Here is a 19,723-nt window from a genome sequence, read left to right as displayed (position 1 = left end):
ATTCGCGGTAAGCGCCCTGCGCGCTGTGGATCATATCGGATCTCGGATGAAGAACGCCTCACCGCTCGAGCAGCGCCTGCGATCGAACCTGACCGGCGACGTCTTTTTCGACGCCTTCAACCGCGGCCGCTACGCGACCGACGCCTCATTCTACCAGATCATGCCGGCGGGCGTGGTGGTCCCCCGAACCATCGACGAGGCGCTGCGGGCGCTGGCGATTGCACGCGATGACGGGCGCATCGTCACCCCCCGCGGCGGCGGCACCTCGCAATGCGGCCAGACCGTCAACGACGGCATCGTGGTCGACCTGTCCAAGCATTTGAATCTAATCATCTCGCTCGACGTCGAGAACCGCTCCTGCGTGGTCGAGCCCGGCATCGTGCTGGACGATCTCAACCGCCAGCTTAGGAAGCACGGGCTCTGGTTTCCGGTCGACGTCTCCACCGCCTCGCGCGCCACCATCGGCGGCATGGCCGGCAACAATTCCTGCGGCGGCCGCTCGCTGCGCTACGGCACGATGCGCGACAACACGCTGTCGATGGACGCGGCACTGGCCGACGGCACGCTGCTGCATTTCGGCGAGGTGCCGCGCGACCTCGCCAAGGTGAATGCGCCCGATGGCGGCTTGAACCTGTTCCGCGACATGCTCGATCTCGGCGAACGCGAGGCGGCCGAGATTGCGGACAAATTCCCCAAGGTGCAGCGCCGCGTCGGCGGCTACAATCTCGACGCCCTGGTGCCGCGCAATGCGCCGAACAACATGGCGCATCTGCTGGTCGGCTCCGAGGGAACGCTGGCCTTCACGACGCAGGTCGAGCTCAAGCTGTGGCCGGTGATCCGCAACAAGGCGCTTGGCGTCTGCCATTTCGGCAGCTTCTACGAGGCGATGGATGCGGCCCAGCATCTGGTCAAGCTGCGGCCGATCGCAGTCGAGCTGGTCGATCGCACCATGATCGCACTCGGCCGCGAGATCGTGATGTTTCAGCCGGTCATCTCAGTGGCGGTGCGCGGCGATCCGGACGCGATCCTGGTGGTCGAGTTCGCCGAAGAGGACCAGACCGACAATCTCGCCCGGCTCAAGCAGCTTGGCGAGTTGATGGCCGACCTCGGGTTCGGATGGGACAAGCCGCGGCGCAAATGGGGCGGCGTGGTCGAGATCGTCGAACCCGCACTGCAGTCGGGCATCGCCGATTTCCGGGCCGCCGGCCTCAACGTCATGATGTCGATGAAGCAGGAAGGCAAGCCGGTCTCCTTTGTCGAGGATTGCGCGGTGCCGCTGCCGCATCTCGCCGACTACACCGAGCGGCTCAACGCCATCTTTGCCAAGCACGGCACCCGCGGCACGATGTATGCGCACGCCTCCGAAGGCTGCCTGCATGTGCGCCCGGTGCTCAATCTCAAGCTCGACAAGGACGTCAAGGCCATGCGCGCCATTGCCGAGGAAGCCTTCGAGATGGTGCGCGAGTACAAAGGCTCGCATTCCGGCGAACATGGCGACGGCCTGGTGCGCTCCGAATTTCACGAGGCGATGTTCGGCGCGCGCATCGTTGCCGATTTCCGCGCGGTCAAGCAGCGCTTCGATCCCGGCAACACGCTCAACCCCGGCAAGGTCGTCGATCCGCCAAAAATGGACGATCGTTCGCTGTTTCGCTTTGCGCCGGATTATCGCGTCGGTGAATTGAAGACCGTGCTCGACTGGTCGGCCTATCCAGGCGCGGGTGGCGGCTTCCAGGGCGCGGTGGAGATGTGCAACAACAACGGCGCCTGCCGCAAGCTCGAGGGCGGCGTGATGTGCCCGTCCTATCGGGCCACCCGCAACGAGGCGGATGTCACTCGCGGCCGCGCCAACACGTTGCGGCTCGCGATCTCCGGTCAGCTCGGCCCGGACGCGCTAGCCTCCGACGCGATGATGGAGACGTTGAAGCTCTGCGTCTCCTGCAAGGCCTGCCGCCATGAATGCCCGACCGGCGTCGACATGGCCAAGATGAAGATCGAGGTGCTGGCGGCCCGCGCTGCCGAGCACGGCCTGTCGCTGCGCAATCGGTTGGTCGGCTATTTGCCGCGCTACGTCGACATCGCATCGCGCTTCGCCTTGCTGGCGAATGTGCGAAACCACAGCGCGCTGTTGCGGACATTGTTCGAGCGATTTGTCGGCATCAGTGCTCAGCGCAGCCTCCCTGAGTTTCGCCGTGACACGTTCCGGCCTGATGCCGAGGCGTTCGGCCCGGTAGGCGGGCGTGAGGTGGTCCTGTTCGCCGACACCTTTAACCGCGCTTACGAGCGCGAGAACCTCGATGCCGCGCTCGAGGTGCTGGTCGCCGGCGGCTATCGCGTAAATCTGCCGAAGCCAGTTGATGGCGCGCGGCCGCTGTGCTGCGGCCGGACATTCCTCTCCGCGGGTCTGGTCGACCAGGCCCGTGCGGAACTGGACCGGCTGGTCGCGACCTACGCACCGTTCGCGGCCCGCGGCGTGCCGATCATCGGGCTCGAGCCGAGCTGCTTGCTGACGCTACGGGACGAGCTGTTGTCGCTACGATCCGACGAGGCCGCAAAAAAGATCAACGCCAGCGCCCTGCTGTTCGAGGAATTCCTGGTGCGCGAAGCAGAGGCCGGACGCCTCGCGCTGCCGCTCGGGCCCATCGCCGAAAAGGCCGTCGTCCACGGCCATTGCCATCAGAAGTCGTTTGGCGCGTTCAAACCTGTGGAGAAGGTGCTCCGCCTGGTGCCCGGCCTTGGTGTCGAGACCATCGAGTCCAGTTGCTGCGGGATGGCTGGCGCCTTCGGCTATGGTGCTGAGACCTACCAGGCGTCGATCGAGATGGCCGAACTGTCGCTGCTGCCGGCCGTACGGAGCACGGATCAAGGCACATTGATCGTGGCAGATGGAACTTCGTGTCGGCATCAGATCAAGGACGGCAGCGGACGCACGCCGCTTCACGTCGCCAGCGTATTGGCGATGAGCCTCAATTGTGCGAAGTCCACCTCTCAGAAGTTATCGCCGACAAAGGAAGAGGCCCATGGCTGAGCTTACCCTCGACGTTGCCCGCAAGATCCTCGATGCCGCCTTGGCCACGGGGGGCGAGAAGAAGCTCAAGTCGCTCGTCGTCACTATTCTGGACGCCCGCGGCGCCGTGAAGCTGACGGCAGCACAGGACGGCACCAGCCTGATGCGGGCCGAGATCGCCCATGGCAAGGCCTATGGCGCACTGGCGATGGGAATGGGATCGCGGGCGCTATTCCAGCGCGCACAGGAGCAGGCCTATTTCATCGACGCCGTGAACACACTCGCGCAGGGCCGCATGGTGCCAGTGCCCGGCGGCGTCCTGATCCTCGACGGCGGCACGCTGCTCGGCGCGGTCGGCGTCAGCGGCGACACGTCGGATAACGACGAAGCTTGCGCGATAGCCGGCATCGAAGCCGCCGGGCTCAAGGCGAATGCGGGATAGCCGCGCCGAATTTGCTGCACCGCAAAGGAAGCCGCGTGTAGACTTTGGCAAGAAGATGCGGCCATGATCGTGATCGCATCGACCGAATTTTGGGCGATGGAACGGCCGAGTTTTGGCCACCGCCGGCGTCTCGAACGGAAGCAGAGCGTATTGCATCACAGCCGATTTTCTTCATTGCGTTCTCGAACGTTTTTTGGAGCCCGAATTTGAAGGACGATCTCTTGCCCAGGCTGGTTGTCACCGTCGTCGTCCTGATTGGACTACTGACGTTGCACGTCTCCAGATGGCTGCGGCCGGCGGAATATCAGCCGACATGCGCGACCGACCTGTCTGCGATCCGTCGCCCGGCGCAATAATCGTCGTTTGCGATGTCCCATGTCTGACGACGTTTCCCAATTGAATTTCGACGCCGCGGCGCGTCTCTACAAATGGCCTTCTCTTGGCAACTCGCGCCGCGAAGATCGCGTGCCGTACATGGTCTCGGACGGCACGCTCGACGAATGTATTCAGGAGTTCATGGCCAAGCCGGAGAAGTCTCGCCACCTCTATGAGATCCGGACAACGGCTCAAGCTCCGCTGATCCCTGAGATCTTGTCACCGGAACACATCATCGAGCTGTCCCGGCTCCGGGATTTTCTTTGACCGCACGGACCTGTCGGAACCGCATCATCGCGCGCTGTCGCGGCGCCTACCGCCCCGGCCAGGACGGCTTGCGCTTCTCCGAAAATGCCTTGAGTCCTTCCTTGGCATCCTCGGTCATCGCCAGCAGAGCGATCTGGCTTTCGGTGTAGGCGATGCTCTCGTCAAACGACATCGAGGCAATCGCGCGCATGGCATATTTGCCGCGCCGGATCGCAGTCGGCGACTTGTCGACGATGCGTCCAATCAGCCAATCGATCTTGGCGTCGAGCTCGGCCGCCGGCACAACATAGTTCAGGAGACCCGCGGCTTGCGCGGTGCTGGCGTCAAAGGGTTCACCGGTCAACGCCCATTCGTTGACGAGGCGTGGCGGCGCAATCGATTGCAGGAGGCTCATCACCTGCATTGGAAACACGCCGACCTTCACCTCCGGCAGGCCAAAGATCACGTGATCGACGGCGACCGCCATGTCGGTCATGCACAACAGGCCCATGCCGCCCGCCATGCAGACGCCGCCGACCCGCGCGATGGCGGGCTTGGTCGAGTTCTGCGACAGCCGCAGCAGATCGGCGTAGTCGACATTGGGGCGCGAGTGATCCATCGCGAACGCTGCACCGCTGTTCTGGAGGTCGGCACCAGCGCAGAAGGCCTTGTCGCCCGCGCCGGTCAGCACGATGACGCGCACGTCCTTATCGTCATGCGCGTCGCGATAGCCCTTGGCAACGCCCGCGATCACGTCAGCATTGAGGGCATTTCGCTTGTCGGGCCGGTTGATAGTGATCCAGAACGCCTGCCCGCGCTTTTCGAGAATGACGCTGTTGTCGGTCATGTTTCCTACCATGTGCGCTGTTTTCAGCTCACATTTGCGGCAGGATCGGCATCAACTGCAAGCAGGATTTACGCGGCCGCCGACGCCTTCCTGATCCACACCTTATTGTCGTGGAACGCGGCACCACCGACGGGGGCGACAGCTTCAGCTCCGGTCAGCATGTTGATGCCGCGGCCGCCAATGTGGGATTTGTTCGGGTGGATCGACTCGGCGACCAGCACGCCGCGACGAACACCATCGAACAATTTCGCGGTCAGCGTGGTCTCGCCGCGCGTGTTGCCGAGCGTCACCGCATCGCCGTCCGCGATCGAAAGCCCCGCGGCATCCTCGGGATGGATCATCACGGTCGGCACGCCCTCGCGGGCTTGCGACGACGGCGTCTCGTTGAAGGAGGTGTTGAGGAAGCTGCGCGACGGCGACGTCGCAAGCCGGAACGGATGCTGCTCGTCCGCCTCCTCGATGATGGTCCAGTGGTCGGGCAGCGAGGGCATCCGCTCCCAGGCCCCCATCAGCCCGCCGCCCCCGACCGGGACCCGACCCCAATCGACCTTGAAGTGGAACTTCCTGTCGGCATGGGCGAAGCCGTCGAGATAGTGCGAGGTGCGGAAATCAGGCTGCAGATCGCGCCAAAGCTCGGCCTCGAGCGTCTCGATATCACCATGACCGCTCTTCTTCAGCGTCGCATCGATCAGCTCGCGCGCGGTCATGTCGAAGCCCGGATGCACGGCGTTCAGGCGACGCCCGAGTGCCTGCATCACCTCATGGTTGGAGCGGCATTCGCCGGGCGGATCGATCAGCTTCGGGCCGACCGAGATATGCTGGTGGCCGCCGCCATAGTAGAGATCGTCGTGCTCCATGAACATCGTCGCCGGCAGCACGATATCGGCCATCTGCGCCGTCTCGGTCATGAACTGCTCATGCACCGCGACGAACAGGTCCTCGCGCGCAAATCCCTGCCGCACGAGCGCCTGCTCCGGCGCGACCGTCATCGGATTGGTGTTCTGGATCAGCATCGCCTTGACCGGGCCACCGCCCTTTAGAGCCTCGGCATCGCCGGTCAGGATGCGGCCGATCTTGGACTGGTCCAGCACCCTCGTCGCAGGGTCGATCGCGTCATGCCCCTCGATGATGGACTCGTCGAAGCCCCAGATTCCAGCATTGTTGAAGAATGCTCCGCCGCCTTCGTACTGCCAGGCACCGGTGACCGCCGGAATGCACAGCGCGGCGTGCATCTGGGCGGCGCCATTGCGGCTGCGCGTGAAGCCGTAGCCGAGACGGAAGAACGACCGCTTGGTCTGCCCGACCACGCGCGCAAACGCCTCGATCTCCTCTACTGGAACGCCCGAGATCGCCGAAGCCCATTCCGGGGTACGGGTCTTCAGATGCGCTTCCAGTTCGTCCGGGCAATCGGTAAAGCGCGCGAGATAATCGCGATCGGCAAAACCTTCGCGGAACAAAACATGCATCACGGCGCATGCGAAGGCGCCGTCGGTCCCCGGCCGGAGCAGGATCTTGATGTCGGCCTGCTTCATCGTCTCGTTGTTGTAGACGTCGACCGCCGCGATCTTTGCGCCGCGCTCCTTTCGGGCACGCGATGCATGCGTCATCACGTTGACCTGAGTGTTCACCGGATTGGTACCCCAGATCACGACGAGATCGGAAACACCCATCTCGCGCGGGTCGACGCCCGCGATCTTGCCGGTCCCGACCGTAAATCCGATGCGGGCGATGGTCGAGCAGATGGTGGCGTAGAAGCGCGAGTACTTTTTCACATGCGAGAGGCGGTTAAGGCCGTCACGCATGACGAGCCCCATCGTGCCCGCGTAATAATACGGCCAGACGGACTCGGCACCGAATTCGCGTTCCGCAGCATCGAAGCGCGCCGCGATTTCGTCCAGAGCCTCATCCCAAGATATCCGCGCAAACTGGCCGGAGCCCTTTGGGCCCGTCCGGCGCAGCGGATACATCAGCCGTTCAGAATGATGTATCCGTTCCGCATAGCGCGCCACCTTGGCGCAGACCACACCGGCCGTATAGGTCTGTTGTTTGGAGCCTCGGATCCGGCCGATCGAGCGGCCATCGAGGACTTCAACGTCGAGCGCGCATGCCGAAGGGCAGTCGTGCGGACAAGTGGAATGGCGGATGTCGACCCTGGCGTGCTGGTTCATGACGAATAGGTAACATCAAATGGCCGCTCCGCCGAGGGGCTTTATCCGCCCAATCTGTGCGAAAATCGGGCACGGGCCATGTGCCAAACGCTGAAACAGGCAGGCGATCGACGTGCTCCGTTAGTCACCGCAGTCAAACGCGGAAGATGCGCGTGTAGCGCGATTTGATCGACTCCCCTTCCCGCTCCACCGCGGCGGGATCGTCCTTCATCGTCTTGATTTCCTTCAGCGGCTTGCGTCCAGCCTTTTCCCGGGTCTGCGCATGGACGGAGCGCAGGCCACCAATCTCGATATTGAGCTGTTGCCCCTCGCGGCTCAGCGCGAACGACTGAAACAGCTTCGCGGCATTCGGATGCGGACAGTCCTTGAAGATTCCGTTCGGACCGACAATGATCGGAGACCCCTCAGCGGCGTAGACCGGTTCGACCGGCCGGCCGGATTCTTTAAGCTGGAAGATGTTGTATTCGTTGCCGTCCGCCATCACGGCTCGCTCGCCCAGATCGAGCTTCTTGGGCGGATCCGTCGAGGACTGCACCTGCATGATGTTCTGCTTGGCGAGCTTCTCGAAATAACTCCAGCCAAGATCGCGCTGCATCTGGTAGGTCGCAGTCATGATCGTGCCGCTGTAGCTTGGATGCGCCTTGACGATCTTGCCCTTCCATTTGGGATCGAGCAGATCGGCGAAGCTCCTTGGCGCCTCTTCGGCCTTCACCAGGTTTGTGTTGTACGCGATGATCGAAAGCCAGACGCGGAAGCTTGCGAACTGACCGTCCACGTCGCGGTGCTCATCCGGATAGAACTTTGCGACCTCCTCGGGGACATAAGGCGCCAGAATGCCGTTCCGCTTCCAGACAATGAAATGAGCGGCGTCGGAAGAGTTCACGACGTCCACTGCATGAATGTTGCTGGCGTATTCCTGGCCGATGCGCTGGAACACGCGCTCCGCGCCGGTCCGTTCGACGCGCACGGCGATGCCCGGATATTTGGCCTCGAACGCCCTTGCCAGTTTCTCGGCGACCGGCAGATCGGTCGAGGTGTAATAGTTGACCTGTCCCTCCTTCGTCGCCGCCGTGATCAGCGCTGGCGTGACAGGCTCGGCCGGAGGTGCGGCGGCCGTCACCCGCGTTGAAAAGGCGGCACCGGCGAGCACCGCACCGGAGCCGATCAGCACATCGCGGCGCGTTGGCCCGAGACGTTCCCTCATTGGATTCCCCGCGCTTGATGGCGAAGTTGGATACAGAATTTCCCGTCAGATATTCCGACCAGGGAGACGGAGTCTCTCGTCGACAGCCCCTTCAGGTTGCAGCTAGACTTCCAACCAAGAAACAAGACTAAAGTCGGGGGAGCGGGTCAATGACTGATTTGCGGATTGCCCTTGCGCTTGTCGCGGCTTTGATGGCCGCGCCGGTCCCCGGTTCGCATGCACAAGCCGGTGATTATCCAGCTCGCCCGGTCAGGATCATCGTTCCGTTTGGCCCGGGAGGACCGGCCGACGTCACGGCGCGGCAAATTGGCAGCATTTTGCAGGAAAGCCTCGGCCAACCGTTCGTGGTCGAGAACCGAACCGGCGCCGGTGGCGTGATCGGGACGCTCGAAGTCGCGAAGGCTGCCGCCGACGGTTACACCCTCCTCATGATGTCGAACACCCAGACCGCGAATGAATCGCTGGTGGCTCAGCGCAAGTATGAGCTGATGCGCGACTTGGTGCCGATCGCGCCGCTGAGCTATTCCGATCTCGTGATCGTGATCCACCCGGCCGTGCCGGCAAAGACCCTGCAGGAGTTTATCGCCCTTGCAAAATCAGAGCCCGGCAAGCTGAACTATGCGTCGTCGGGCCAAGGCACGCCCTATCACATGGCGGGCGAGTTGTTCAAAACGATGGCCGGGATCGATGTCGTGCATGTCCCCTACCGCAACAGTGGCGAAGCCCGCAGCGGCGTCATTGGCGGCCAGGTCCAGATGATGATCGACGCAGTTCCAGCGATGGCGCCCAACATCGCCGGAAACCAGGTCCGCGCGCTCGCAACGACCGGCACGGCGCGCTCGACGGTGCTGCCCGGTATCTCCACGGCGATCGAGGCCGGCGTGCCTGGCTATGAGGCCACGATCTGGCTCGGCTTGATGGCACCGACGGGCACCCCCAAACTCATCATCGACAAGCTGAACACGGCGGTGAACGCCGCGATCAAGCAGCCGGGCCTCCGCAAGCTCTGGATAGCTCAAGGCGAGTTGCCGATGGCGATGACGCCCGAACAGTTCGATAAATTCTTGCGCGACGATATTGTGAAATGGGGCAACGTCGCCAAGCACTTCAACAAGGCCGAGTGAATACGCTGCCGTCCGAACAAAGGCTCAATACGCTCCCGCTGCACGGTCACTTAACCGGATGATCCCGGCCATGGAATCCAACTGATGAAAACCCTGAAAATCCTCAGCGGCGGCGCAGCGCAGAGTCTGGTCGGCAGCCTCGCGCCGACATTGAAGGCCGAAACCGGCTTCGACATTGCCGGCGAGTTCGGTGCCGTCGGCACTATGGCCGACAGGCTCCGCGCAGGCATGCCAACCGACGTCATTATTCTTGCTGCCGCGCTGGTCAGCCGGCTCGCCGACGAAGGGCTGGTTTTGCGCAGCTCGGTCACCGACATCGGCCAGGTCGAGACGGCGCTCGCTGTTCGTGCCGGCGATCCGCCGGCGAGCGTCAAGGATGCTGCTGATCTGTGCAATGCCCTCCTCGCTGCGGACGCGATCTTCGTGCCCGACACCAAGACGTCAACCGCTGGAATTCATGTCGCGAAGGTTCTCACCGACCTCGGTATTGCGGACAAAGTTGCCGACCGGTTACGGGTCTTTGCAAACGGGGCGACCGCGATGCGGCGACTGGCTACGTCAGATGCCCGCCATCCCCTTGGCTGCACGCAATCGACCGAGATCATCAGCACCGAAGGCGTGTTGCTGTCGGGCGTACTGCCGCCAGGGTGTGGGCTCGCGACGATGTATACGGCTGCGCAGGCCACGCACGCGTCCGCAACGCGGCAAGCGCAACGGCTGATCGCGTTACTGGCGTCGCCTGGTGCCCGAGACCTCCGCAGTCGCGCAGGTTTCGTCACGGACCGGATCTAGCGCATGCGGCAGCCCAGCGCATGATGCGATCAACTTGATCTGAAACGGCGGCGGAGGTCACCTCTGCCTTAGGAGCTACCGGAGCCCCCGACGGGGAGAGGTCAACCGAAGCCGCCGCGAGCCGATTCAACCTAATCCCATCCCGCTTTAGAGCGTTTTCGAGCGAAGTGGATACCGGTTCGCGTGAAGAAAACGCGTCAAAACAAGAATCTAGAGCTTCGGTTCCGATTCAATCAGAACCGAAATTGCTCTAGCGCGCCAGTTGGGTCAGTCCCGTCGGCGGTCCATCGACCGCGGTCCAGCCCCCATCAACGAACAGCGTGCTCCCGCTGACGTAGCTTGCGGCATCCGAGGCCAAATAGGCGACCGCGGTTGCGACCTCGTCGGCGCTGCTCCAGCGGTTGAAAACGGTGTGTCCGGCATAGAGGTCATAGATGTCGGGACGCTGCTTGAATGGCCCGGTCAGGGCAGTCTCCGCGATACTCGGCGCGATCGCATTGACACGGACTCCTGCGCGCCCGACCTCGGAGGCAAAGCCTTTCACCAGCAGCCCGATCGCCGCCTTGGTCGATCCGTAAACGGCAAGGCCGGGCTCGATCGTCACGGCGCGCACCGACGAGCAGGCGATCAGGCTGCCCCCTTGCTGCTTGACCATGATGCGACCGAACGCCTGGAAGAACCAGACGGTGCCCTTGACGTTGAGGTTGATGACACGATCAAGATCCTCGTCAGTGTAGTCGAGGATGGTCTTGCGGATATTGAGCCCTGGCGTCGTGACGGCGATGTCGATGCGCGAAAATTCCGTCAGCGCCTTCGTGGCCAACGCCTCCACATCCGCGCGGTCCGCGGCGTCGCAACCAGCCGCCGTCGCCACTCCGCCTTGCGCGCGGATTGCCGCCGCGGTTGCCTCCGCACCGTCCTGGGTCCGATCAGCACACAGCACGCGTGCGCCAAGCGACGCCAGCGCTTCGGCCGACGACTTGCCGATCCCTGAAGCCGCGCCCAGTACAACGGCGGTCTTCCCGGTGAGATCAAACAGCTTGCGATAGTCCATCATGCGAAACTCCTTTCAGGCGGCAGGACGCCCATTCTCCGTTTGCACTTGGGCGCAGCGCTGGATATACTAATATATCAATTTTGAAAGCAAGCGTCCGTGCGGACCCCGAAGAAATCTCAAGTCGGATTGCCGGGCGCGCGCAGGCGCGCCGGCCGGCCCCGCACCGAAACCGCGGCAGCCCGCATCTATACTGAGCTGCGCGCGGAGTTGGTCTCTTTGCGGCGCCGCCCAGGTGACCAAATCCTGGAAACCGAGATCGCCCTTTCCTACGGCGTCAGCCGGACGCCGGTGCGTGAAGCGATCCTGCGATTGTCGGACGAGGGCCTACTCGAAATTTTTCCACAATCGGGCATCTTCGTGTCTCGCATCCCGTTGGCCGCGCTACCCGAAGCGATCATCATCCGCAGGTCACTCGAGGAAACCACAGCGCGCATCGCGACAGAGCGCGCCAGTCCGAGCCAGATCCTTGGCCTGCATTCTATCCTGGAACGCCAGCGCGAAGCAAAGGCGGCGGGAGATCGCGAGGCCTTCCATCAGGCCGATGAGGCCTTTCACGCCAACATCGCCGACATCGCCGGATACAAGGGCATCTGGAAGCTCATCCTGCAGGTCAAGATTCACGTCGATCGCTTCCGCCTCCTTACCCTTCCGCAATGCGGGCGGATGGCCGAGGTTGTCGCCGAGCACGAGGCTATCATGGCTGCGATTGAGGCTCGCGATCCCGACGCCGCGGGAGCTGCGATGGTCAGGCATATCGAGCGCCTTCTGGCCGACATTTCGGCCACCCCGCACAGCAATCCGGAGTTCTTCGACCAGCAAGGCCAGTCGACGTGATCACGGCCGAAGTTTAGAGAAGGTTGCGTATCGATCCGGTGGCCCCGCCATTCGCGCCAACCCTCGGATCAAGATTGCGCGACACGCACAGCGTGTGGCTTGCGACCGCCTCCCGGCATCCTTACGCTGCCTCTCAACAAGAATAGGGAGGCGATCGCCATGACCACAAGGCGGGATTTCCTGAAGGCCGGAGCAACAGCGGCGGCCGGCATCGTGTTCTGCGCCTGCGGGGCAGTTCATCACGCGAATGCACAACAGTCACGCAAACAGTTGCCCGTCACAGTCAACGGCAAGCGCGTCAAGACCATCGACATTCACTCGCATTGTCACTTTCGCGAAGCTGGCGCCCTGCTCGGCGCAGATGCCCCCAAAGTGCAATTACCACCGGTCAATGGCGCGGCTGAAGCCTTCATTGAGATCGACCAACGCCTCGCCGCAATGGACGCGCAGGCGGTCGATATGGAGGTGCTGTCGATCAATCCATTCTGGTACGACCGGGACCGCGAGCTTGCTGGACAGATCGTCAAGATCCAGAACGAGAAGCTCGCCGAACTGTGCGCTTCAAAGCCGGATCGGTTTGCGGCGTTCGCATCGTTGACGCTGCAGGCGCCGGATCTTGCTGTTCAGGAGCTCGAGACCGCGGTAAAAAAACAGCGCCTGAAGGGCGCTGCGATCGGCGGCGTTGTCGATGGCGTCGAGTTCTCCGACCCCAAGTTTCATCCGGTGTGGGCCAAGGCGGAGGAGCTCGGCGTTCCACTGTTCATCCACCCGCAGGGCATTCCCGAACTCAACAAGCGGCTCTCTGGCAATGGCTGGCTTGGTAACACCATTGCCAATCCGCTCGAGACCACGATCGCGCTTTCCCACCTGATTTTCGAGGGCACGTTCGATCGCTTCCCGGGACTCAAGGTTATCGCTGCGCATGGCGGGGGCTATCTGCCCTCCTACGCCGATCGCTCGGACCATGCCTGCCTGGTTGGGCCAAAGGGGTGCAATCCCGACATCAAGCTCAAGAAGGCGCCCGCCGAGTATCTCAAGCAGATCTATTTCGATTCCTTGATCTTCACGCCTGAGGCTATCCGGCACCTCGCGGCCCAGGTGGGCGCCAGCCAGATCGTGCTGGGGAGCGATTATCCCTATCCATGGCAACTGGCTCCGGTCGATCACATCTTTGCCTGTTCATCACTGAGCGATGACGACAAAGCCAACATCCTTGGCCGCACCGTTTCACGGCTACTCGGTATCACCGTGTAGGGAGGTGCCGCCGGACCATGCCGGCGACGAGACGGGGTCCGTGCTGGATCGGCGTCGATAGCGACCGAACGGGCGAAGCGACTATTCGCCGTCGCTCGACCCGATGTCGACCAGTTCCTGCAGCGCGTCCGGCTTCAGCACGATAATCGCTCCATGTTCGAGCCTGACCCAGCCGCGCGTCGCCCACGCACGAAGTTGCTTGTTGATGCTCTCACGCGTCATCCCGACCATCTCGCTGATCTCCTGCTGGGTAATCGAGATGGTCCGCCCCTGCGGCTCACGTTTGTGCTTGTCGCTCAGGCGCAGCAGTGCGCTGGCAAGGCGGCCGGGCAAGTCTTGCAGGATGACCTGCTCGACCTGATCGCTGGTCCAACGCAACCTCGCACAGAGCAATTCGATGAACTTCATCGCAAGTGACGGCTGACTACGGACGAAAGGAATGAACTCCCGCCGATCGATGACAAACAGTTCGCAATTGGTGTTGGCGGTGGCATCAGCGGTTCGCGACAATCCATCGAGCAGCGCGATCTCCCCGAATATTTCCCCTGCCTCAATCAGGTTCAGAATGGCATTGCGACCGTCAGGTGACGAGATGCTGATCTTCACCGTGCCAGAGATCACCGCAATCAGACTGGTGCCTGGATCGCCTTTGGAGAAGATTGTCGTGCCGCGCTTCAGCGTAATGTGCTTGGCGTATCGGCAAAGCTGGTCGAAAGCATCAGGCTCGAGATCCGCAAAATAAGGATGCTTGCGCAGCACCGACAGCTTGCTGCTCGAAAACGGCACGCCGGCAGTTCTCTCTATGGGCGGCGCACCGGTCATTGTCATCCAGAACGATTGTGTTGCGTACGGTCGGTCCGCCACCAGAGCGGATTCCGACAAAAGCCATCGATCAATGAAAGCGACAGGAACTATAGCCCCGCCGGAGGCCCGCAGCAACAAGGGGTCCATGCTGTGCCAGTCGGGCTGAAAGGCCTACAAGTCACAATTTCGAATAAATAGTTGATTAGACGTAATACTCTCAATTGTGGCGGTGGCACAAAGTGCGGGTAGCCCGTGCATTTGGCTACAGTCTCGCTTCATGAAATCTCCACACGCAATCGTCGCAATTGACCTCTCCACACCCGGCGATTGCAGATCGCCCAAAACCCGGCCGAAAATCGCGCCCACCCGTCCCGGCCCGGCCCAGCAATTTGCTTAACCAAGAACAGAGCCGATAACTGCCGCCCCGGCAGGTGTCGGACCCACGCAACCGGCTATTTATCAACTTCGGCCAGTCTTCCCTTAAAAGGGAGCGCAAGAAATGCCGCAGATTTGGATGACCTATCAGGAGATCGCTGACTTGCTGAACTGCGACACGGAGATGGCGCGTGGCATAACCATTCAACGCGCGCTCGACCGGAAGCGGAGCCGCGATGGACTGACCCGCGCCAAGCTCGATTCCGACCTGACGGCAAGGTTTGTCGCCGCGATCCGGCATGCCGAGCTGAGCTTGAATCAAGCTGTTCACGATCTTCGCGGCATGCACGAGAGGATGTCGCGCAGCGATCAGACCTCTATCCGGCGGCCTGCCACCTCGGCTCAATCATAGCCCCGGAGATCTCAGAGCAAATCCGTCGTCAAAAGAAAGAGGGGTACGGGCCCACCGAATTGACCGAAATTCGGACAGTTGCATCCTCGGTTGAACAAGACCTTACCCGCTACACTGAGCAATACCGCTCCTTTATTTCGTTATCGGCGAGTAGTTCCTGTGCGGATGCGTGGTGCACCACAGCCCCGTGATCCAGCACATAGGCTCGGTCGGCGAGATCAAGCGCGAGTTCAACATTCTGCTCGACCAGCAGGACCGTCGTTCCCCGCCTTTTCATGTTGCGGAAGAGCGCAAACATCTCGTCGACCAGCACCGGCATGATGCCCTCGGAGGGCTCATCGAGCATGATCAGATCAGGCTTTGCGATCATCGCACGCGCGATCGCCAGCATCTGCTGCTCACCACCGGACATGGTGACTGCCTCCTGGTCCAAGCGCTCCCCCAGCCGTGGGAACACCCTCGCGACCTCGTCGATCAACTCGGCTTCCCGCTTCTTCTCGGGCGACGCAACCAGACCAAGCCGCAAGTTCTCCCGCACCGACAGTCCCTGCACAATCCGCCGTTCTTCAGGAACGTAGGCGAGCCCCAGAGCGAAACGCACATGTGCGGGCTGATCCAGCAGCTCCTGACCCTTGAAAATTACCGAGCCACGCGTTCGATCCATCAGGCCGATAATCGACCTTAAGGTGGTGGTCTTGCCGGCTCCATTGCGGCCGATCAGGCAGACGATTTCGCCTTTGGCGACTTCCAGACTGACGTCCTGGAGGGCGTGACTGGCTCCATACCACGCATTGAGCTTGCTGATCCGCAACATATCGTCAATGTTCCCGGTGGCCGAGATAAACGCGCTTCACTGCCTCATTCTGCCGGACGTCCTGCGGCGTTCCCTCGGCGAGGAGTTCTCCATGATGTAGCACCAGAATGCGATCGCTGATCCCCAGCACCAGCTTCATCTTGTGCTCGACAAGGATCACCGTCCGCTCGCTTGCAAGCTTCACGATCAGATCCATCATGGTCCGGGTTTCTTCCGGGCTCATCCCTGCCGTCGGCTCATCCAGCAACAGCAAGCGAGGCTGACTGGCTAGCGCCATGCCGATCTCCAGCGCACGCTGCTCGCCATGCGCAAGCGTCTTGGCTGCGCGCTCGCGAGACTCCCACAGCCCAACCAGGGCGAGCAACTCGTCCGCTCGCTCGACCAGTTCGCTCAACCGCGTGCGCGGGCGCCAGATATCGTATCTCGACACCAGAGCCTGCAGGCCGACCCGTATATTCTCGCGCGTCGAGAGTTGCGGAAACACGCTGGTGATCTGGAACGACTTTGCGATCCCCATATGGGCGAAGCGATGCTGCGGCAGGCCGGTGACATCCCTCCCCTCGAACTCGATGCTGCCCCCTGTCGGTGGGAACCCGCCGCACAGCAGATTGAAATAAGTGCTCTTCCCTGCGCCGTTCGGGCCGATGATCGACGTAATCGCTCCCTTGGTGAACTCGGCCGAGATATTGTTCAACGCGACAAATTTCCCGAACGTCTTGCCAACACCCCTGGTGCGCAGAATGACCTCTCTCGTCGGCGTAGCAGCGGCAATCATCGCTTGCCTCGCGCAATGAGCGTGCCCCAGATGCCTGCAGGGAAGAACAGCACGCATGCAATGAAAATGGTCCCGACGATCAGTTGCCAATGGACCGTCCACACCGAGACCAGATTCTCCAGGACAAGGAAAACGGCTGCGCCGATCATCGGGCCGAAAAATGTCCCCATGCCGCCCAGCAGCGCGATCATCACCACCAGACCTGACGTCTCGTAGTGCAAGATTTCGATGGGGACGATCGAAAGATGAAGCGCCTGCAGCGCACCCGCAAGGCCGCAGAAGCCGCCCGACAGAACGAAGGTGAGTAATCGGGTCAATGTGACGTCATAGCCCGACGCACGCGCGCGCATCTCATTCTCGCGTACCGCTTCAATGACAGCCCCAAACGGTGATGCGAGAATACGTGACATGACGAAAAAAGCACCGATCACAAAAGCCGCAATCACGTAGTAGCGGACCATCGGGTTGATGAAGTCGATCTGCAGGCCGAACAGATCGATCGTGCGGACGTTGATCCCGCGCAGGCCGTTCTCGCCGCCGGTCCAGTCAACCGCCTGATAAAACAGGTAGTAGACGCATTGTGACAATGCCATTGTCACCATGGCGAAGTAGATCCCGCGAGTTCGGATTGCGAGCACGCCAATCAATAGCGCGGTCAGAAGGCCGCCTAGCACGCCGGCGACGATGGCCACATACCAGGGCCAAGCGAAGTGCACGATGGCAATGCCGCAAAGATATGCTCCGGTTCCGAACAGCGCGGCATGTCCGAACGACAAGAGCCCCAGATACCCGAACACGAGGTTGAAACCGAGGGCGTATAGCCCGTAGATCAGAATATTCACTGCCAAAGCCGTGAACGGCATCACGAGCGGGAAAATCAAGATCGCTGCGGCTGCCATGCCAGCGCGATGCCTGGTCGCAAACTCGTACCAGCCGACCGCCGTGGCCTGAGATTGCTTTATGGACTCGGTGGCTTCGGTCATACTTCGCTCAACTCAGCAATCCGGCACGACCAAAGAAGCCTTGAGGCCGGACGATCAGCACGATCGCCATCAAGGCGAAGATCGACACCTTGGCCATTTCAGGTGCAATCAGCGAGGTCATGCTAACAACCACACCGACCAACAGACCTGCCAGCACCGCGCCGCCGATCGAGCCCATGCCACCCACCACCGTCACCACAAAGGCCTCGGCCAGAACGGTACCGCCCATCTCGGGGATGACGCCTTGAAGCGGTGCTGCCAACAAGCCTGCGAAGCCAGCAATCGCCGTTCCGATCCCAAAGACAATCAGCCATACCCTTGATACGTCGACGCCAAGGACACGGACGATCTGCGGATCACGCGCCCCGGCACGGATGATGAGCCCGAAGCTGGTTTTCTCGAGAAATAGCCAGAGTGCCAGCAAGACGGCGGCAGCCGCGCCAATCACGAAGAGGCGATACAGCGGGAAGTACCCAACGCCGATATCGACGGCACCCTGAAGAACTTCGGGCGTCTCGAAGGGATAGCCGGTCTTACCAAAAGCAATCCGCACGCATTCGACCATCACATAGCTGAGCCCGAAGGTCAGCAGCAGTGGATAGTCGATTCCCCGTCCGTAAAGCGGCCGAATCAACACACGCTCGACCGCCATGCCGAACAGGCCGATCAAGAGTGGTACGGCCACCAGGCAGAGCCAGAAATTGCCACCGAGCGAGATCAAATAGAGTCCGACATAGGCACCCACCATGTAGAACGCCCCATGGGCGAAGTTGACGACGGTGAGCATCCCGAAGATTAACGACAGTCCGATCGCAAACAGCACGTAAATCGCGCCGAGCGCCAGCCCGGCGAACAATTGCAGCGCAATGAGATCAAAGCTCAGGCCTGCCATTCATCACCTCAGAAGCGACGCGCGTCAGCGACGGCGTGCACATCTCACCAGCTCAGCTCTTGTGGCCGAGCGCCTCGCAGGTACGCAGGTTCTTCTCGCTGGGCTCTTCGGTCGAAAGGACCTCGAACACATCGGATTCGTTCTTCATGTCCTTTGACTTCGATTTGATAACGAGCACCGACTGCACCGACTGGTGATCGCACTTACGGTAGTACTGCGGTCCCTTGTAATAATCGTACTTCTGGGCCTCCAATGCCGCAATCACCTTGTCAGTCTCAACGGTTCCTGCGTTCTTGACAGCCTCGAGCACAGTCCGAACGCCACCATAGCCAAGCGCACCGTAGTCAGTCGGCACCTTGCCGTCGTACATCTTGCGGAATGCGTCATTGAATGCCTTGGTCGAAGCAAATTTGTCTTCGATACCCCAGTAGAACGAACAACCGCCAATGACGCCTTCAAACGCCTGGGCACCCGCAGCGACTCGACTGGCATGCGAGAGAAGCGGGGCAATGATCTGGATCGACTTCTTAACGCCAAAGTCTGTTGCCTGCTTAAGCACGATCTGCTGATCCCGGCCGAAATTGCTGATGCATAGAATATCGGGCTTTAGCGCCTGCAAACGTGGTAGCAAGGTCGAGAAGTCCGTTGTTCCCAGAGGATGACGAACGTCACCGAGATTCTCGATGTTGAACTCCTTGCCAACTTCGAGGAAGCCGCGAACCATCTCGTGACCATAGGCATAGTCCGCGGTCAGGAAGGCAACCTTCTTGCCAAATTTAGAGAACGCGTATCGGCCAACCGCCCCTGATGTCATGTGCGGGTTCAAGGCTTCGTGAAACGTGTACTTGCTGAAGTCACTAGCTTCGTTGATGGCATCCGACTGGCTGATCGAATTGAAGATGATGCCGCGTTCCTTGGTAACGTTATTGATCGCAAGCTGAACGGCCGCGGAGAGGCTGCCCACGACGAAGCTGACTTTCTCCTTCTCAACCAGTTCCAATGTCCGCGTCGCGGCCTCACCAGGATTCAGCTTGTCGTCGCGTACGACGAGCTCGGCCTTGCGCCCATTGAGACCGCCGGCGTCATTGAACTGGGCCACTGCAAGCTGTCCCGCTCGCACTTGGTCCTGTGCCTCGGCGCCATAGGGTCCGGTCAAAGGAACAGGGAAGCCAATCTTGATCGGCGCCTCCTGCGCCTGAAGCGGATTGATACGAAAGGGCGAGGTGGCGAGAACGGCTCCAGCGCTCGCGGTCGTCAGCAGCCGGCGACGCGATATTGTGCCAGCTTTGGTGACCTTCTTCGTCATGACTATTCGTCCCCA

At 61.4% G+C, this 19,723-nt stretch carries 18 protein-coding genes; 8 read left to right on the top strand and 10 right to left on the bottom strand.

Annotated elements, in window-relative coordinates; all coding sequences use genetic code 11:
* Window positions 1–46: 46 nt before the first annotated feature.
* From P6U25_RS12130 to P6U25_RS12120, 3 genes are all read left to right on the top strand, one after another.
* Window positions 47–3,025, top strand: a complete 2,979-nt coding sequence (locus tag P6U25_RS12130) for an FAD-binding and (Fe-S)-binding domain-containing protein (protein ID WP_407151401.1) — start codon at window positions 47–49, stop codon at window positions 3,023–3,025.
* Window positions 3,018–3,446: a GlcG/HbpS family heme-binding protein gene (locus tag P6U25_RS12125; protein WP_407151400.1), complete on the top strand. Its 429-nt coding sequence runs from the start codon at window positions 3,018–3,020 to the stop codon at window positions 3,444–3,446. Before P6U25_RS12130 ends, P6U25_RS12125 begins: the two co-directional genes overlap by 8 nt.
* A gap of 375 nt (window positions 3,447–3,821) precedes the next feature.
* Window positions 3,822–4,088, top strand: coding sequence for a hypothetical protein (locus tag P6U25_RS12120; RefSeq protein WP_407151399.1), 267 nt, complete (start codon window positions 3,822–3,824; stop codon window positions 4,086–4,088).
* A gap of 46 nt (window positions 4,089–4,134) precedes the next feature.
* Here the strand turns inward: P6U25_RS12120 and P6U25_RS12115 are convergent, their stop codons facing one another.
* The 3 genes from P6U25_RS12115 to P6U25_RS12105 form a co-directional block, all read right to left on the bottom strand.
* Window positions 4,135–4,914, bottom strand: a complete 780-nt coding sequence (locus P6U25_RS12115) for an enoyl-CoA hydratase/isomerase family protein (protein ID WP_407151398.1) — start codon at window positions 4,912–4,914, stop codon at window positions 4,135–4,137.
* 68 nt (window positions 4,915–4,982) lie between these two features.
* On the bottom strand, window positions 4,983–7,082 hold the full coding sequence (locus P6U25_RS12110) for a molybdopterin oxidoreductase family protein (RefSeq protein ID WP_407151397.1): 2,100 nt from the start codon (window positions 7,080–7,082) through the stop codon (window positions 4,983–4,985).
* Between the two features lie 133 nt (window positions 7,083–7,215).
* The gene (locus P6U25_RS12105) at window positions 7,216–8,286 is read right to left on the bottom strand and encodes an ABC transporter substrate-binding protein (protein WP_407151396.1); all 1,071 of its coding nucleotides are present in this window, start codon (window positions 8,284–8,286) and stop codon (window positions 7,216–7,218) included.
* 149 nt (window positions 8,287–8,435) lie between these two features.
* Here P6U25_RS12105 and P6U25_RS12100 point away from each other — a divergent pair, with 149 nt between their 5' ends.
* Window positions 8,436–9,410: a tripartite tricarboxylate transporter substrate binding protein gene (locus P6U25_RS12100; protein ID WP_407151395.1), complete on the top strand. Its 975-nt coding sequence runs from the start codon at window positions 8,436–8,438 to the stop codon at window positions 9,408–9,410.
* A gap of 84 nt (window positions 9,411–9,494) precedes the next feature.
* Entirely contained in the window at window positions 9,495–10,202 is a 708-nt protein-coding gene (locus P6U25_RS12095) for a molybdate ABC transporter substrate-binding protein (protein WP_407151394.1), read from the top strand.
* Window positions 10,203–10,452: 250 nt separating this feature from the next.
* Here the strand turns inward: P6U25_RS12095 and P6U25_RS12090 are convergent, their stop codons facing one another.
* Window positions 10,453–11,259 (bottom strand): SDR family NAD(P)-dependent oxidoreductase, encoded by an 807-nt coding sequence (locus P6U25_RS12090; protein ID WP_407151393.1) that lies wholly within the window; start codon window positions 11,257–11,259, stop codon window positions 10,453–10,455.
* A gap of 126 nt (window positions 11,260–11,385) precedes the next feature.
* Between P6U25_RS12090 and P6U25_RS12085 the strand changes: the two genes are divergently transcribed.
* Together P6U25_RS12085 and P6U25_RS12080 are read left to right on the top strand one after the other, a co-directional pair.
* Window positions 11,386–12,093: a GntR family transcriptional regulator gene (locus P6U25_RS12085; protein ID WP_407151392.1), complete on the top strand. Its 708-nt coding sequence runs from the start codon at window positions 11,386–11,388 to the stop codon at window positions 12,091–12,093.
* 159 nt (window positions 12,094–12,252) lie between these two features.
* Window positions 12,253–13,347 carry an amidohydrolase family protein gene (locus P6U25_RS12080; RefSeq protein WP_407151391.1) on the top strand — a complete coding sequence of 365 codons (1,095 nt, stop codon included), beginning with the start codon at window positions 12,253–12,255 and terminating at the stop codon, window positions 13,345–13,347.
* Between the two features lie 81 nt (window positions 13,348–13,428).
* Here P6U25_RS12080 and P6U25_RS12075 read toward each other — a convergent pair whose 3' ends face one another.
* Window positions 13,429–14,169 (bottom strand): Crp/Fnr family transcriptional regulator, encoded by a 741-nt coding sequence (locus P6U25_RS12075; protein ID WP_407151390.1) that lies wholly within the window; start codon window positions 14,167–14,169, stop codon window positions 13,429–13,431.
* Between the two features lie 481 nt (window positions 14,170–14,650).
* Between P6U25_RS12075 and P6U25_RS12070 the strand changes: the two genes are divergently transcribed.
* Window positions 14,651–14,938: a hypothetical protein gene (locus P6U25_RS12070; protein ID WP_407151389.1), complete on the top strand. Its 288-nt coding sequence runs from the start codon at window positions 14,651–14,653 to the stop codon at window positions 14,936–14,938.
* 109 nt (window positions 14,939–15,047) lie between these two features.
* On the opposite strand, the gene P6U25_RS12065 is transcribed toward P6U25_RS12070, so the two are convergent.
* From P6U25_RS12065 to P6U25_RS12045, 5 genes are read right to left on the bottom strand one after another with little or no spacing between them, the layout of a single operon-like run.
* Window positions 15,048–15,752 (bottom strand): ABC transporter ATP-binding protein, encoded by a 705-nt coding sequence (locus P6U25_RS12065; protein WP_407151388.1) that lies wholly within the window; start codon window positions 15,750–15,752, stop codon window positions 15,048–15,050.
* Between the two features lie 4 nt (window positions 15,753–15,756).
* Complete coding sequence (locus tag P6U25_RS12060) at window positions 15,757–16,527, bottom strand: ABC transporter ATP-binding protein (RefSeq protein ID WP_407151387.1); 771 nt, start codon at window positions 16,525–16,527, stop codon at window positions 15,757–15,759.
* Window positions 16,524–17,510 (bottom strand): branched-chain amino acid ABC transporter permease, encoded by a 987-nt coding sequence (locus P6U25_RS12055; protein ID WP_407151386.1) that lies wholly within the window; start codon window positions 17,508–17,510, stop codon window positions 16,524–16,526. Before P6U25_RS12055 ends, P6U25_RS12060 begins: the two co-directional genes overlap by 4 nt.
* 7 nt (window positions 17,511–17,517) lie before the next feature.
* On the bottom strand, window positions 17,518–18,402 hold the full coding sequence (locus P6U25_RS12050; RefSeq protein WP_407151385.1) for a branched-chain amino acid ABC transporter permease: 885 nt from the start codon (window positions 18,400–18,402) through the stop codon (window positions 17,518–17,520).
* Between the two features lie 52 nt (window positions 18,403–18,454).
* A complete protein-coding gene (locus P6U25_RS12045; protein WP_407151384.1) occupies window positions 18,455–19,708 on the bottom strand; it encodes an ABC transporter substrate-binding protein in 1,254 nt (417 codons plus the stop codon).
* Window positions 19,709–19,723 lie beyond the last annotated feature (15 nt).

The sequence above is a fragment of the Bradyrhizobium sp. ORS 86 genome (assembly GCF_045571475.1).
Taxonomy (GTDB): Bacteria; Pseudomonadota; Alphaproteobacteria; order Rhizobiales; family Xanthobacteraceae; genus Bradyrhizobium.
Note: the sequence above shows the minus strand (reverse complement) of the source record. Positions and strands in the feature narration are given on the sequence as shown.

Excerpts from the sequence above, each read along its gene's own strand:
- P6U25_RS12120 (WP_407151399.1), top strand. The coding sequence starts at position 3,822 with ATGTCTGACGACGTTTCCCAATTGAATTTCGACGCCGCGGCGCGTCTC.
- P6U25_RS12100 (WP_407151395.1), top strand. The coding sequence starts at position 8,436 with ATGACTGATTTGCGGATTGCCCTTGCGCTTGTCGCGGCTTTGATGGCC.
- P6U25_RS12050 (WP_407151385.1), bottom strand. The coding sequence starts at position 18,402 with ATGGCAGGCCTGAGCTTTGATCTCATTGCGCTGCAATTGTTCGCCGGG.
- P6U25_RS12070 (WP_407151389.1), top strand. The coding sequence starts at position 14,651 with ATGCCGCAGATTTGGATGACCTATCAGGAGATCGCTGACTTGCTGAAC.
- P6U25_RS12045 (WP_407151384.1), bottom strand. The coding sequence starts at position 19,708 with ATGACGAAGAAGGTCACCAAAGCTGGCACAATATCGCGTCGCCGGCTG.
- P6U25_RS12060 (WP_407151387.1), bottom strand. The coding sequence starts at position 16,527 with ATGATTGCCGCTGCTACGCCGACGAGAGAGGTCATTCTGCGCACCAGG.
- P6U25_RS12075 (WP_407151390.1), bottom strand. The coding sequence starts at position 14,169 with ATGACCGGTGCGCCGCCCATAGAGAGAACTGCCGGCGTGCCGTTTTCG.
- P6U25_RS12125 (WP_407151400.1), top strand. The coding sequence starts at position 3,018 with ATGGCTGAGCTTACCCTCGACGTTGCCCGCAAGATCCTCGATGCCGCC.
- P6U25_RS12105 (WP_407151396.1), bottom strand. The coding sequence starts at position 8,286 with ATGAGGGAACGTCTCGGGCCAACGCGCCGCGATGTGCTGATCGGCTCC.
- P6U25_RS12110 (WP_407151397.1), bottom strand. The coding sequence starts at position 7,082 with ATGAACCAGCACGCCAGGGTCGACATCCGCCATTCCACTTGTCCGCAC.
- P6U25_RS12080 (WP_407151391.1), top strand. The coding sequence starts at position 12,253 with ATGACCACAAGGCGGGATTTCCTGAAGGCCGGAGCAACAGCGGCGGCC.
- P6U25_RS12095 (WP_407151394.1), top strand. The coding sequence starts at position 9,495 with ATGAAAACCCTGAAAATCCTCAGCGGCGGCGCAGCGCAGAGTCTGGTC.
- P6U25_RS12055 (WP_407151386.1), bottom strand. The coding sequence starts at position 17,510 with ATGACCGAAGCCACCGAGTCCATAAAGCAATCTCAGGCCACGGCGGTC.
- P6U25_RS12065 (WP_407151388.1), bottom strand. The coding sequence starts at position 15,752 with ATGTTGCGGATCAGCAAGCTCAATGCGTGGTATGGAGCCAGTCACGCC.
- P6U25_RS12130 (WP_407151401.1), top strand. The coding sequence starts at position 47 with ATGAAGAACGCCTCACCGCTCGAGCAGCGCCTGCGATCGAACCTGACC.
- P6U25_RS12090 (WP_407151393.1), bottom strand. The coding sequence starts at position 11,259 with ATGATGGACTATCGCAAGCTGTTTGATCTCACCGGGAAGACCGCCGTT.
- P6U25_RS12115 (WP_407151398.1), bottom strand. The coding sequence starts at position 4,914 with ATGACCGACAACAGCGTCATTCTCGAAAAGCGCGGGCAGGCGTTCTGG.